Origin of the sequence: Croceibacterium aestuarii, assembly GCF_030657335.1 — a bacterium.
GTDB classification, from domain to species: Bacteria; Pseudomonadota; Alphaproteobacteria; order Sphingomonadales; family Sphingomonadaceae; genus Croceibacterium_B; species Croceibacterium_B aestuarii.
Genome location: NZ_CP131039.1, coordinates 3,147,782 through 3,161,685, shown reverse-complemented (window position 1 = coordinate 3,161,685; position 13,904 = coordinate 3,147,782). Strand labels below are relative to the sequence as shown.

The 13,904-nt window shown below is 65.9% G+C and carries 13 protein-coding genes; 11 read left to right on the top strand and 2 right to left on the bottom strand.

Features of this window, described 5'->3' with window-relative positions:
• Positions 1-79: 79 nt before the first annotated feature.
• Positions 80-2,089 carry a PQQ-dependent dehydrogenase, methanol/ethanol family gene (locus Q7I88_RS15615; RefSeq protein WP_305096827.1) on the bottom strand — a complete coding sequence of 670 codons (2,010 nt, stop codon included), beginning with the start codon at positions 2,087-2,089 and terminating at the stop codon, positions 80-82.
• Positions 2,090-2,416: 327 nt separating this feature from the next.
• On the opposite strand from Q7I88_RS15615, the gene Q7I88_RS15610 reads away from it, so the two are divergent.
• The 9 genes from Q7I88_RS15610 (at position 2,417) to Q7I88_RS15570 (ending at position 10,854) form a co-directional block, all read left to right on the top strand.
• Positions 2,417-3,346, top strand: coding sequence for an SMP-30/gluconolactonase/LRE family protein (locus tag Q7I88_RS15610; RefSeq protein ID WP_305096826.1), 930 nt, complete (start codon positions 2,417-2,419; stop codon positions 3,344-3,346).
• Positions 3,343-4,047, top strand: coding sequence for a nuclear transport factor 2 family protein (locus Q7I88_RS15605; protein WP_305096825.1), 705 nt, complete (start codon positions 3,343-3,345; stop codon positions 4,045-4,047). The genes Q7I88_RS15610 and Q7I88_RS15605 overlap by 4 nt, the downstream gene beginning before the upstream one ends.
• Before the next feature lie 53 nt (positions 4,048-4,100).
• Entirely contained in the window at positions 4,101-4,772 is a 672-nt protein-coding gene (locus Q7I88_RS15600; protein ID WP_305096824.1) for a nuclear transport factor 2 family protein, read from the top strand.
• Positions 4,773-4,870: 98 nt separating this feature from the next.
• The gene (locus Q7I88_RS15595) at positions 4,871-5,632 is read left to right on the top strand and encodes a nuclear transport factor 2 family protein (RefSeq protein ID WP_305096823.1); all 762 of its coding nucleotides are present in this window, start codon (positions 4,871-4,873) and stop codon (positions 5,630-5,632) included.
• 5 nt (positions 5,633-5,637) lie between these two features.
• Positions 5,638-7,746, top strand: a complete 2,109-nt coding sequence (locus tag Q7I88_RS15590; protein WP_305096822.1) for a PQQ-dependent dehydrogenase, methanol/ethanol family — start codon at positions 5,638-5,640, stop codon at positions 7,744-7,746.
• 125 nt (positions 7,747-7,871) lie between these two features.
• Positions 7,872-8,246: a DUF6152 family protein gene (locus Q7I88_RS15585; protein WP_305096821.1), complete on the top strand. Its 375-nt coding sequence runs from the start codon at positions 7,872-7,874 to the stop codon at positions 8,244-8,246.
• Positions 8,243-9,013: a hypothetical protein gene (locus Q7I88_RS15580; protein WP_305096820.1), complete on the top strand. Its 771-nt coding sequence runs from the start codon at positions 8,243-8,245 to the stop codon at positions 9,011-9,013. The genes Q7I88_RS15585 and Q7I88_RS15580 overlap by 4 nt, the downstream gene beginning before the upstream one ends.
• Before the next feature lie 11 nt (positions 9,014-9,024).
• Positions 9,025-9,819 (top strand): hypothetical protein, encoded by a 795-nt coding sequence (locus Q7I88_RS15575; RefSeq protein WP_305096819.1) that lies wholly within the window; start codon positions 9,025-9,027, stop codon positions 9,817-9,819.
• Between the two features lie 12 nt (positions 9,820-9,831).
• Complete coding sequence (locus Q7I88_RS15570; protein ID WP_305096818.1) at positions 9,832-10,854, top strand: SMP-30/gluconolactonase/LRE family protein; 1,023 nt, start codon at positions 9,832-9,834, stop codon at positions 10,852-10,854.
• On the opposite strand, the gene Q7I88_RS15565 is transcribed toward Q7I88_RS15570, so the two are convergent.
• Positions 10,844-11,518: a queuosine precursor transporter gene (locus Q7I88_RS15565; RefSeq protein WP_305096817.1), complete on the bottom strand. Its 675-nt coding sequence runs from the start codon at positions 11,516-11,518 to the stop codon at positions 10,844-10,846. The genes Q7I88_RS15570 and Q7I88_RS15565 overlap by 11 nt on opposite strands.
• Positions 11,519-11,637: 119 nt before the next feature.
• Between Q7I88_RS15565 and Q7I88_RS15560 the strand changes: the two genes are divergently transcribed.
• Both Q7I88_RS15560 and Q7I88_RS15555 read left to right on the top strand, forming a co-directional pair.
• A complete protein-coding gene (locus Q7I88_RS15560; RefSeq protein WP_305096816.1) occupies positions 11,638-12,954 on the top strand; it encodes a NupC/NupG family nucleoside CNT transporter in 1,317 nt (438 codons plus the stop codon).
• Positions 12,955-12,965: 11 nt separating this feature from the next.
• The gene (locus tag Q7I88_RS15555) at positions 12,966-13,889 is read left to right on the top strand and encodes an isopenicillin N synthase family dioxygenase (protein ID WP_305096815.1); all 924 of its coding nucleotides are present in this window, start codon (positions 12,966-12,968) and stop codon (positions 13,887-13,889) included.
• Positions 13,890-13,904 lie beyond the last annotated feature (15 nt).

Here is a 13,904-nt window from a genome sequence, read left to right as displayed (position 1 = left end):
GGACGTATTCCGGACCAGGCTTCCTTCGCGCCAGGCGCCTCGAGCACGCCTCCCGAACACGTCCGGGGCGGCACAGCGGCTATTTCGCCGTGGCGTCGCGATAGTCCTCGTTGCCGCGCGCGATCAGGAAGGCGTGGATCGCCTCGACCTGGCTTTCGCTGAGCTGGCCCTCGAAACTGTCCATGCCGTTGATCGAAAGGATCCCGCCAAGCACGATATCCTTGAACTGGGCATGCGTGTCGGCAGCCATGAAGCGCAAGTCGCGAACCCCGCCGATGGCGTTGTTGCCGTGGCAGCGGCTGCAGTTCTCCCCGTAGAGCTCGCGCCCCTCGGCGATCTGCGCCTCGCTCGCGCGGAGCGGGGGCGGGGCGGGGATCGACGTATCGACGGCGGTCATCGGTGGCAGCTTGGCCGTGCCCCCCAGCTTGAACACCAGCAGCCGCGCGGTCGAGGTCTGGAAGGGGCCGAGGTTGTAGACCGGCGACCCGCCCCAGCCGGCGTTGATGGCGATATATTGCACGCCGTCGACCATGTAGGTGATCGGTCCGGCGACGGGCGCCTGGTCGATGTTCATTTCCCACAGCTTCTTGCCGTCGCTGTCGCGGTAGATCGCCAGCGTCTTGTCGATCGTGCCCTGCACCAGCAGTCCGCTGGCGGTGGTCAGCACGCCGCCCGAGCCGGGATGGTCGTAGGGCACCCGCCAGGCCTCGGTCTGGGTCTTCGGGTCCCAGGCGAGCAGATAACCCTTCTCGGCCGCGGTGGCCTGTTCCTGCAGCTTCCTGCGCAGTTCCGGCTGGCTGCCGAAGTCCTGCCCCGAGTTCGAGCGGCCCGGTCCCGGCGTGTAGTGGTACTTGCCGTCCTCGGCCCGGGCGTAGATCGAGCCTTGTTCCTGCGCGCTGAAATAGACCAGGCCGGTCTTTGGGTCGTAGCTCATCGGGTGCCAGGTGTGCGCCGCCAGCCAGCTCGGGCTCATAAGGTGCGGCGTGGTGGTGTTGTGCGCGCCCGGCTGCAGCACCGGGCGCCCCGTCGCCATGTCGATGCGGCTCGCCCAGGTGTTGACCGAGACGTAGCTCCTGGCGCTGATCAGCTGCCCGTTGGTGCGGTCGACGACGTAGAAGAAGCCGTTCTTCGGCGCCTGCATCGCCACCTTGCGCACTTTTCCGTCGATCGGGATGTCGGCCAGCACGATCGGCTGGGTGCAGGTGAAGTCCCAGTCCTCCTCGGGCACCATCTGGTAGTGCCACTTGTACTTGCCGGTATCGACGTCGAGCGCGAGCATCGAGCACAGGAACAGGTTGTCGCCTTTGCCCTGGCTGCGGAAGTGCCACATGTGCGGGGAGCCGTTGCCGGTGCCGACTATGACCGTCCTGGTATCGGGATCGTAGGCGAAGCTGTCCCACGCATTGCCGCCGCCGCCGGCTTCCCAGAACTTGCCGCTCCAGGTCGGCAGCGCTTTCGCCAGCGCATCGTCGCTCGCCTCGTGATCGGGGCCGTCCGCCGGATTGCCGGGGACGATGTAGAACTTCCACGCCTTCTTGCCGGTTTCGGCGTCGAGCGCGATCACGAAGCCGCGGCTGCCGTAATCGGCGCCGCCGTTGCCGATCACCACCTTGCCGTCATAGACGCGCGGCGCGCCGGTGATGGAGTAGGGTGCCTTGGTCTCGTCGAAGGTGTGGGTCGACCACACCTCGTGGCCGTCCTTCCGGTCGATGGCGATGACCCGGCCGTCGAGCGCGCCGATGTAGATCTTGCCGTGCCAAGCGGCGATGCCGCGCGCCGAGGGGCCGCAGCAGGCGAGGCGGGCCCACTTGGAATCGACCTTGGGATCGTAGGTCCACAGCTTGGTGCCGTTGGTCGCGTCGTAGGCGGTGACGACGTTGAAGATGCTCTCGTCGTAGAGCACGCCGTCGATTTCCAGCGGGCTCGCCTGCACGCCGCGGAACGTGCCGAGGTCGTCGTACCAGGCGAGGCCAAGCTGGCCGACGTTGCCCTCGTTGATCTGCGCGAGCGGGCTGTGCCGCTGCTCGTCCCACCCGCGGCTGTAGCTCAGCCAGTCGCCGGCGTTGGCGGGGGCACCGAGCGAACGCATGGTCTGTGAATTGGCAACGGTTGGACCGTCTGTGACGGCGGGGCCTGCGGTGCGCAGTCCGGACCCTGGTTGACAACTTGCCAGGACCAGCAGGGCGGGGGCGAGAAACGCCCGTCGCCAAGTCGCGAAATTCATCGGTATCCCTCCCGCCCGTTGCAGAGCCAGCCCCGACTTTGGCGGACCGGACACGACTTGTGAAGGCGAAACGCCGGAGAGATTTGCTTAGCGCGACAAATAAATCGCTTACCGCCTTTCGTCTCGCGGCCGGCCGACTTATCATGCCCGGCACTGGGGAGAGGGAGACGGGCAATCCGCAAACGAACGGCCTTGATTCTGGCGGCGGCGCTGGCCTTGCCGGGGTGCGTGAACTGGAACGTCGGCCCCGATGCGCGCGACGTGACGATTTCGGGCAGCCGGGTCTTTCCGGAAAGCATCACCCACGATGCCCGTGGCAATCTCTACAACTCGAGCAACGGCGGGACGATCTACCGCACCCTCGCCGGGGCCGGGACGGCGGAGCCGTGGGTCGTGCCGGGCCCGAACAACTCGCTCACCTCGCTGTTCGGCGTCATGGCCGACGACAAGCGGCGGCTCCTGTGGACCTGCAACAATCCCAACCTCTTCGCCGGCGAGAAGGGGCCGTCGTCGCTTCTGGCCTTCGACTTGAGCTCGGCGCTGCAAAGCGCGCGATTCGATTTTCCGGGCGAGGGCCCCGCGGCGTGCAACGACATCGCCATTGCCGCCGACGGCACGCTCTGGGTCAGCGACACCAGCGGGGGGCGCATCTTCGTCTTGCCGCCCAATGCCAACGAGCTGGAGCTGTTCGCCAAGGACGAGGCGCTCGTGGGGATCGACGGCCTCGCCTTCGCCGAGGACGGCACGCTCTACATCAACAACGTGCGCAAGAACCTCCTCCAGCGGGTCGAGCGCAAGGCCGACGGCACCTACGCCGGGCTCACGACACTCGCGGTGCCGGTCGCGCTGGGCGGCCCCGACGGGCTGCGGCCCTTGGGCGGCAGCCGGTTCATCCAGGGCGAGGGGACCAGCGGCCGGGTCGCGGTGCTCGACATCGCCGGCGACAGCGTCAAGGTCACCGACGTCGCCACCGGGCTCAACGGGCCGGTCGGCGTGACGGTGGTGGGACGCACCGCCTATGTCGTGGAGGGCAAGATCGGCTACCTGTTCGACCCCAAGCTCAAGGACCAGAGCCCCGATCCATTCGTGATCCGCGCCTTCCCGCTGCCGGTGGCGAAATGAGGGGCCTCGCCGTCCTCGCCGCGCTGGCGCTCGCCGCTCCCGCCCCCGCGCTCGCCGACGCGCGCACCGATGCGGAAATCGCCGCGCTGACGCTGCGGGTCGAAAAGCTCGAAGGCCACCGCGCGGTCAAGAAGCTGCAGCGCGCCTTCGGCTACTACGTCGACCGCGGGCTGTGGGGCGATGCGGCCGACCTGTTCGCCGACGACGGCTCGATCGAGATCGGCATCGACGGCGTCTATGTCGGCAGGGACCGGATCGAGGAATACCTGCGCCGCCTCCACGGCGGGCAGGAAGGGCTGATCTACGGGCAGCTCAACGAATGGGTCACGCTGCAGCCGGCCATCGTCGTCGCCGACGACGGCCGCAGCGCGGTGGCGCGCTGGCGGGATCTGGGGATGCTCGGCCAGTACAAGCAGCACGCCGAATGGCGCGACGGGATCTACGAGAACTCCTACGAAAAGGGCGCCGACGGAATCTGGCGCATCCGGTCGCTGCACCTCTACGTCAATTTCGTCGCGCCCTACGAAAAGGGCTGGGCGCGGCTCAAACCCGGCGAGGGGCTCGCGCGCAGCCAGGCGAGCATCGACTTCCCGCCCGACCGGCCGCCGACTTCGATCTACCAGCCCTATCCTGCGGTCCAGGTGCCGCGGTTTCGGGCGCCGAACCCGGTGACCGGAAAGCCCGTGCGGGAGGTGCGGTGATGCGTGCTCCTTCGTGCATCTCGGCGGCGCTTCTGTCGCTTTCTGGCCTCTTTGTGTCGCCTTGTGCTCACGCGCAAACGGCCGAGCAGCGCCTCGCCGACTATCGCCAGCGGGTCGAACGGCTCGAGGACCAGGTCGCGATCGAGACCCTGCAGGCCGATTACGGATACTACTTCGACAAGGGCCTGTGGAACGAGGTGGCCGACCTGTTCAGCAAGGACGGCACCTTCGAATACGGCCAGCGCGGAGTCTATGTCGGCCAGGACCGCATCCGCAGCGCGCTGCTGCTGTTCGGGCCCCATGGCCTCGCCCCGGCACACCTCAACAACCACATGCAGCTGCAGGCAGTCATCACCGTTGCCCCCGACGGCCGGACCGCCAAGGCGCGCTGGCAGGGCATGGTCATGCTCGCTGAGCCGGGCGCCAACGGGCAGTGGGGCGTTGGGCTTTACGAGAACGAGTACGTCAAGCAGGGCGGGGTCTGGAAAATATCCAAGCTGCATTTCTACATGACCGCACTGACGGACTACGACCTCGGCTGGACCAAATCGGCGATTCCGATGGAAGGCCAGAGCGCACTGTTTCCGCCCGACCGGCCGCCGACCGAGGTCTACCGCTCGTACCCCGGCGCCTACATCCCGCCATTCGATTACGTCCACCCGGTGACTGGCAAGTCATTGAAAAACATCCCGCAACCGGCGGACGACGTGGTGGGGAGGAAGTGATGTCTCGAAAGATTTCCACCTCCGTTCGCCCTGAGCCTGTCGAAGGGCGGGCGCGTGCTTCGACAAGCTCGGCCCGAACGGGTCTGGTTGCCTTTTTCTTGGGAAACCTGCTTTCCCCCGCGCCCGCCCTCGCGCAGGACAAGAGCGCCGAGCAGAAGCTCGACGAGCTCGAAGCCCGCATCACCCGGCTCGAGGACATGAATCAGGTCGAGAAAGTCCAGCGCGCCTACGGCTACTTCGTCGACAAGGGCCAGTGGACTCAGCTCAGCGAGTTGTTCGCCGATGACGCGACGCTCGAGATCGGCGGCAAGGGGCTGTTTCTGGGCAAGAAGCGCGTGCTCGAATACATGCAGACCGCCTTCGGCCCCGACGGCGCGCACGAGGGGCTACTGGTCAACCACATGCAGTTCCAGCCGATCGTCGACGTCTCGCCCGACGGCAAGACGGCGTGGGTGCGCAGCCGCGCTTTCGTGATGAGCAACGGCGGCTGGGGCCTGCCGCTCTACGAGGACGAGTTCCGCAAGGAAGGCGGCGTGTGGAAGTTCAGCCGCGAGAGCGGGCCTTTCACGATGTACACCAGCTGGAAAGGCTGGGGTCACGATGCGCTCAACAACACCTGGCCCGACAAGTTCGAGCCCGCACCCGATCTGCCGCCGACCACGGTCTACCTGACCTATCCGGCTTACTGGATCATCCCGTTCCACTATCCCAACCCGGTGACCGGCGAACCGTTCAGACCCGGAACCCAGCCGGCCGGAGCCTACCACCGCCCGCCCGGGACGGCGGAGGAACAACAGTCCCTCAAGATCGGCCAGCTGGCCGACGGGACCCAGCCGATCGCAGAACCCCCGAAGGATTGAGCCGCATGAAGTTCCGCATCCCCTTCGCCATTGCCGGCGCCCTGTTGCTGACGCTCGCCGGATGTGGGGCCGATATCGAGGGACCGGAATCGGCGAGCGTCGCCGCCGCCTCTTCGGATCCGCTGGCCAATCCGCCGGTCGGCGAATGGCTGATGGGCGGGCACGACTACACCGCGCAGCGCTATAGCCGACTGACGCAGATCGATGCGTCCAACGTCAGCCAGCTCGGGCTCGCCTGGTACGACGATCTGGACACCTATCGCGGCGTCGAGGCGACGCCGCTCTATGCCGACGGCGTGCTCTACAACACGCTCGCGTGGAACATCACCACCGCCTACGATGCAAAGACCGGCGCCAAGCTGTGGACCTACGATCCCAAGACCCCGCGCGAATACGGCCGCTACGCCTGCTGCGAGCCGGTCGCCCGCGGCCTCGCGCTGTGGAATGGCAAGGTCATCATTGCCACGCTCGACGGGCGGCTGATCGCGCTCGACAAGGACAGCGGCAAGCCCGTGTGGACGACGCGTGCGTTCCCTGAGGACAGTCAATATGCCTACTCGATCACCGGTGCGCCGCGGGTGTTCGCGGGCAAGGTCGTGATTGGCGAATCCGGCGGCGATCTCGGCGCGCGCGGGTTCGTCGCCGCCTTCGATGCCGAGACCGGCCAGAAACTGTGGAAGTTCTTCCTCACCCCCAATCCCGAGGACAAGCTCGACGGTGAGGCCTCCGACGCGGTCATGGCGATGATGCGCAAGACCTGGGCCGACACCGGCCTGTGGCGCCAGCTCGGCGGCGGAGCCAATCCGTGGGACTCGTTCGCCTACGACCCCGCGCTCGACCTGGTCTACGTCGGCACCGGCAATTCGAGCCCGCACTCGCGCTTCTACCGTTCGAACAACGAAGGCGACAACCTGTTCACTTGCTCGATCGTCGCGCTCCACGGCAAGGACGGGACTTACGCCTGGCACTACCAGATGAACCCGGGCGAGGAGTGGGACTGGACCTGCACCCAGTCGATGATCAGCGCTGACCTGACCATCGACGGTCGCCCACGCAAAGTGCTGATGCAGGCGCCGAAGAACGGCTTTTTCTACGTGCTCGACCGCAAGACCGGCGAGTTCATCAGCGCGAAGAACCACGTGTTCCAGAACTGGAATGAAGGCTTCGACGCAAAAGGGCGCCCGAAGACCAGCGACAAGGTTCGCTACGGCACGGACCCGGTGCTCGTCGCGCCGGGGCCTGGCGGGGGCCACAACTGGTTCCCAATGGCCTACAGCCCGCGCACTAAGCTGGCCTACTTCCCCGCCTACCAGTCCGAGTTCGTCTATGCCCTGCAGCCCGGCTGGAAGCCGCAGCCGTTCCGTTCGAACAGCGGCTGGGGCGGTTTTACCGGCGAGGCCGGCAAGAAGCGCGCCGAACTGATGAAGCAGGCGGGCAAGATCGAGAAGACCTGGCTCACCGCCTGGGACCCGGTAAAGCAGGAAGCGGCATGGAAGGTCGAGCTGCCGCGCCACGGCAACGGCGGCGTCTTCGTCACCGCCAGCGATCTCGTGTTCGAGGGCACCACCAAGCAGACCTTCGCCGCCTTTAACGCCAAAACCGGCAAAGTGCTGTGGGAATATCCGACGCAGAGCGCCCCGGTGGCCGGCGGGATCACCTATATGCTCGACGGCGTGCAATACGTCGCGATCAACGCCGGATGGGGCGGCGGTGCGGCGCAGATCGAGCGCGGCGCCGGGATCGAGCTGCCGCGCGCTCCGGCGCGGTTGCTGGTGTTCAAGCTGGGCGGGGCGAAGCAATTGCCGCCGCTCGCCAAGGCCGATCCGATCCCCAACCCGCCGCCGGTGCGCGGCACCGAGGCGCAAATCACGCAGGGCGCGCAGCTGTTCGCCGAAACCTGCGCGGTATGCCACGGCCAGAACGCCATCGGCGGGGTCAAGGACCTGCGCCACATGACGCCGGAAACCCACGCCAAGTTCGACGATATCGTGCTCAAGGGCCTCTACCTTGAAAAAGGCATGGCCAACTTCTCCGACATCCTCTCGCCCGAGCAGGCTGAGGCGATCCACGATTACCTGATCGCCCGCGCCAACGAAGACTGGGGGCGCGACTAGGCCATTCACGGCAGGGTCATTTGCACTCGGCAAAAAAGGCGGACGAAATCAACATAAGCCGGATGACACGTTCGCTGCGAGATGCCAGAGTGGGCGCAGCCGTATACGGCGGGGAGCAGGATTTTATGCGTAAGATTATGGCCGGCTTGGCATTGATGGGCGCGACATTGGCGGCGACCGCCGCAGACGCGCACCACAGCTTCGGTATGTTCGACATGAGCAAGGAAGTGACGATCACCGGCAAGGTGAGGAAGTTCCAGTGGACCAATCCGCACTCGTACATCCAACTCGTGTCGAAGGACGGTTCGGGCAAGGACGTCGAATACTCGATGGAAATGGGCGCGCCGATGTACCTCTATGCGCGCGGCTGGCGCCCGGCCACGCTCAAGGCGGGCATGGACATCGCAATCACATACCACCCGCTGCGCAACGGCCAGCCGGGCGGAGTGGTGATGGACGTGACCACGCCCGACGGCAAGGCGATCGGGACCAACAAATGATGCGCAGGCTGGCTGCCGCAATCGCTGTGGCCGCATTGTCGCTTGTCGGTACGGCGCATGCCGAAGACGCTTCGAACGACGCGCGCGTCGCCGCATTCGCGAAGCTGCCGTATTGGCCGGGCTACTGGGTCAGCGAACAGTTCGACGGAACGACCATCACCGGCGTGGCCCCGCCCCGCGACCCGTCGCTGCCCCCGCTCCAGCGGCTCAACGGCAACGACGCGCCGTGGAACGAGGAAGGCAAGCGGCGCCAGGCCGAGGATGCCAAGACGCGCGGCCGTCGCGGTGCGCTCGGTTGGGGCTATCCGATGATGATGGACGCGGCGACGCCGTTCCAGGTCATGATCACGCCCGAGGAGACGCTGATCGTCAACGCCTATGGCGAGACGCGCCATATCTACACCGACGGGCGCGACTTCCCGGCCCCGGAAGACATGTGGCCGACCGTGTGGGGCACCTCGATCGGGCATTGGGAAGGCGATACGCTGGTGGTCGATACGATCGGGGTGCAGAGCCCGGTGGTGTACTTCCACAGCGCGCTGACGCTTTCCGACGACGCGAAGTATCACGAGACCCTGGAGATGGTCGGCGACAAGCTGCGCATGACCATGACGATCGAGGATCCGACCACGCTGACCGAACCGTGGCACCGCACCATCAACTACGTGCGCGAAACATCGTTCGACCGTATGATCCAGATGGATTTCTCCAACGATCGCACCGACTACAGCGATGGCGTGGGCACGATCGAACCGCCCAAGGACTAGAGGGAACGCGCATGGGGGGACTGGCGAGGGTATTTTCGGGGGCGCTGCTCGCCGCCTCCCTGCTGGCGGCGGCGCCCGCCGGGGCCGAGGATGCGCCCGCGCAATCGCGCACCGCGGCGTTCGACAAGCTGCCCTACTGGCCCGGCTACTGGGTCCCGGTCGATCAGCTGGATATCCCCATCAGCGGCATTCGCACGAATTTCGGGCAGGAGGCCGCGAAAATCCCCCCCACCGACTCGCTCGGCGTCTGGGCCCCGGGTATTCCGTGGAACGAGGAAGGCCGCCGACGCGTGGCGGAAAACGCCAAGACGATGAACGCGCGCAAGGGGCAGGGCTGGAGTTTCCCAACGATGATGACCGCGGCGACGCCGTTCCAGGTCCTCATCACCCCCGAGGAAGTGCTGATCATCAACGCCTATAACGAGACGCGGCACATCTATACCGACGGGCGAGACCATCCCCCTGCCGAGGACCTGTGGCCGACCACAACCGGCAATTCGATCGGCCACTGGGAAGGCGACACGCTTGTCATCGACACGATCATGGTGACCAATCCCAATGACTATTTCCAGGGCGCGCCGCCGCTCAGCGAAGAGGCGCATTACGTCGAGCGCATCTGGCTGGATGGCGACAACCTGCGCGCGACGATGACGATTACCGATCCGGTCACGCTCCAAAAGCCGTGGGTCTCGAACATCGTCTGGGCGCGCGATACGGGGTTCGACCGCATGATACAGGTCGACTGGACCAACGACCGCACCGGCAGTGACGGCGTGAACAACACCATCGAGCCGCCGCAGGATTAGGGGAGAGAGAATATGCGCGAGAAAATTTTGTCCGCAGGCCTGGCCTGCCTGGCGCTGGCCATGACCGCGCCCGCCGCGGCGCAGAGCCAGCCCGGTCCCGAGGCTCCGGTCACGGTAAGCGCGATCCCCGGCGTGGTTTCGGCCGGAAGCAAGTGGAAAACCTTCTGGGAAGGCCCGATGATAGTCGACGGCATGGCCGCCGCCAAGGACGGCTCGCTGTTGTTCGCGCAGGAACAGAGCAACTCGATCATCAAGGTCTGGCCCGACGGCAAGTGGTGGGTCGAGTACCCCTTCGTCGCCGGAGCGGGCTCGGTCACGTTCGATTCTTCGGGCAGGATTTTCGCTGCCGACCGCTCGTGCACCGATCCCGGTCTCGGTCTGGGCCCGAAGTGCACCATCCTTTCGAAGATCGTGCAGCTCTCGCCCGAGCGAAAGACCGTAGCCGACAAGTTCGCCGACGGCAGCACGCTCGGCCGCATCAACGACCTAGCGGCCGACAATCATGGGGGCGCCTATTACACCCAGGGCGGCCTGTTCCACGCCAAGGCCGATGGAACCGTCGACACGATCGTTCCCGCGGGCAATCCCGCGCAGGGCGGTGTGTTCACCAACGGCCTGGTGCTGAGCCCTGACGGCAAGACGCTTTACGTCACCAACCGCACCGAGATCATGGCGTTCGATGTCGCTGCCAACGGATCGCTTTCCAACAAGCGCACTTTCGCCACCATTGCCGGCGAGCCCGAAGGCAGCTTCGGCGGTGACGGAATGACGGTCGACGCGGCGGGACGGCTCTACGTCACCACGGGTCAGGGCATCGTGGTGTTCGACAAATCGGGCAAGCAGCTTGGCGCGATCCCCGTCCCGCGCCGTGCCATCACGGTCGCGATCGGCGGGCCTTCGGGCAAGACGCTCTATGCCGGGACGCTCGGCGCGACCACTCCGACCGGAGAGAACTGGGCGACGCCGCAGGGCATTCGCAACATCGCCGCGACGATCTACGCCATTGACCTGTTGACGCCCGGCGTCAGGAAGTAGCCGAGTCGGCTGCCGGCGCTTCGGGAGCTCCGAAGCGCCGCGCCAGGCCCACGATCAGTGCGATCAGCAATGGCACGAGGACGAGCGACAACACGACTTTGGCCAGCGCCTGTCCGGCGATCAGTCCGCCGATTGGCCGCTCTCCATAGAACGAAACGGTGATGAAAATGAGCGTGTCGATCACCTGGCTGATCACCGCGGCAACGGCGCCTGCCACCAACGTCAGCCGCCTGGCCTTCGCTGCGAGGCGCGAGAAGATGAACACGTTGAGCGTCATCGACACGCCGTAGGCGATGATCCCGGCGATCATCAGCCGGATTCCCTGTCCGAGGACGATCGGAAAGGCCGCTTTGGCGGGCTCGTACATCCCCGGATCGGTCGGCAACTGGAGGACGAGCCAGGTCAGCGCGATGGCCGTGATGAGCGGGATGAAGCCGAACCGGACCAGCCGGTTCGCGGTGGCGCGACCATAAAGCCGCGCGACCGAACTCGAAATCGCCACCAGCAGCAGGAACGGCAGTATGCCCGCCTCGACCGCCAGCGGCCCCAGAGCCACCTGCTTGGACCCGAGCACCCCGGCGATGCAGGTCATGCCGCCGTAAAGCAGCGACAGGGCGAACAGGGGCGCGGGAATCGCGGCGGCGGGGGTCGAGGCTTCTTGCATGCCGGGTTGCTATTGTTTCACGGCCAATAAGAAAAGTGGGCCATCCACATCTTTGCCTTTGACCTCGGCCGGGTGGCGGGGGCAAGGGTCGGGCGAGCGGTTCGTATCGAAGGAAACCAATGGCGCCGAAGATCATCAATCTCGCCGGGATTGTCGCCATTCTCGCCATTGCCTACCTGCTCTCGACGGACCGCAAGCGCATTCGCCTGCGCGTCGTCGGGGCCTCTTTCCTCCTGCAGGCTGTCATCGCTTTTCTGGTCTTGTGGACCCCTTGGGGCAAGGCGGGAATCCAGAGCGCCTCGAACGGCGTTTCCGCACTTCTCGGCTACGCGACCACCGGAACCGAGTTTCTTTTCGGGGCCAGTGCCGACAACCCGCTGTCGGGCAGCTTCGCGCTTGGCGCCTTGCCGGTGATCATCTTCTTCGCCTCACTGGTGTCGATCCTCTACTACCTAGGCGTGATGCAGCGCGTGGTGCGCTGGGTGGGCGGGGCCATCGGTTGGGTTACCGGGATCAGCCGGGTCGAATCGCTCGGTGCAGCCGCCAATATCTTCGTCGGGCAGTCGGAAAGCCCGCTGGTCGTGCGGCCCTACCTTGCTGCGCTGGCGCCTTCGCAGCTATTCGCGCTGATGGCGGTCGGCATGGCGGGAGTGGCGGGTACGATCCTCGCCGCCTACGCCGGACTGCTCGGGCGCGATTACCTGCCGTTCCTGCTCGCTGCCGCGGTGATGTCCGCGCCGGGAGGCATCCTGATGGCCAAGATCATCATGCCCGATCCGGAAAAGGTCGCCCAGGTCGACGAGGATATCGCCTTGCCGAAAAGCCGCATCAGTTCGGAAGGCCCGGCGAACATCACCGAAGGGCACCTGTCGCACGAAGTCGAGGTGGCGCGCGCCATGGCCCAGGACGACCGGCCGGCCAATATCATCGAGGCTGCCGCCCAGGGCGCGCAGACCGGGGTCAAGCTCGCCGTGGCGGTCGGGGCCATGGTTCTCGCATTTGTTGCGCTGGTTGCGCTGGCCAACGGGCTGCTCGGCTGGGCCGGCGGGCTGTTCGGCTATCCGGACCTCTCCTTCCAGGGCATTCTCGGCACGCTGTTCGCGCCGGTCATGTATCTCCTCGGGATTCCGTGGGGCGAAGCGCAGGTTGCCGGCGGGCTGTTCGGCACCAAAATCGTGCTCAACGAATTCGTCGCCTTCATCGACCTCGGCGCTCTTGAGCCCGGAGTGCTGAGCGATCGCAGCCGGGCGATCATCACCTTCGCGCTATGCGGCTTCGCCAACTTCTCCTCGATCGCCATCCAGATGGCGGTGACCGGGGGGCTCGCGCCCAACCAACGCCCGATGATAGCCAAGCTCGGCCTCAGGGCGCTCGCCGCGGGTTCGCTCGCCAACCTGATGAGCGCCGCGCTCGCCGGCCTCTTTCTCGCAAGCTAGGTTCGCTTACCATGGACAACATTGCCCTCGTCGACCTCACCCGGCCGCTCAAAGAGCTGGCCGACGAACTCGGGCGCTCGTTTTCAGAATTCGGCTTCGCGGTGATCCGCAACCACGGCATTCCGGACGAGCTCATCGAGCGGGTCGAGGAAATGCAGAAGGCGCTGTTCGACCTTCCGGAAGAGGTGAAGCGAAGCTACGACGTCCCCGGCGGCGGCGGGGCGCGCGGCTACACGCCGTTCGGCAAGGAGATCGCCAAGGACGCCAAGGTCCACGATCTCAAGGAGTTCTGGCACATCGGCCGCAGCCTGCCCGAGGGCCACGAATTGGCCGCCGCGATGGCGCCCAATGTCTGGCCGCGCGAGCTCCCGGGCTTCAAGACGACGATGGAGGAAGTCTACGCGGCCTTCGAGAAGACCGGCGACCGGATCCTGCGGGCGATCGCTCTGCACCTGGGGCTGGCCGAAGACTACTTCGTGCCGACCGTGAAGGACGGCAATTCGGTCATGCGCCTGCTGCATTACCCGCCGCTGCCCGAAGAGGCACCGGAAGGCGCAGTTCGAGCCGCCGCGCATGGCGACATCAACACCATCACCTTGCTGCTCGGCGCCGAGGAAGCCGGTCTCGAACTCCTGACGAAATCGGGGGAATGGCTGGCGATCGACGTGCCGGAAGGTGCGCTGGTGGTAAACGTGGGCGACATGCTCGACCGGCTGACCAATTCGCACCTGCGCTCGACCACCCACCGCGTGGTCAACCCGGCGGGCGAGGCCGCGCGGCGCTCGCGATACTCGATGCCGTTCTTCCTTCACTTCCGGCCCGATTTCGTGATCAAGCCGCTGCCGGCCTTCGTCCGCGAAGGCGACTCGCCGCCGCCTCCAATCACGGCTCACGACTTCCTGCAGCAGCGCCTGCGCGAAATCGGCCTCGCGTAAGCGTTGCCAAAATGC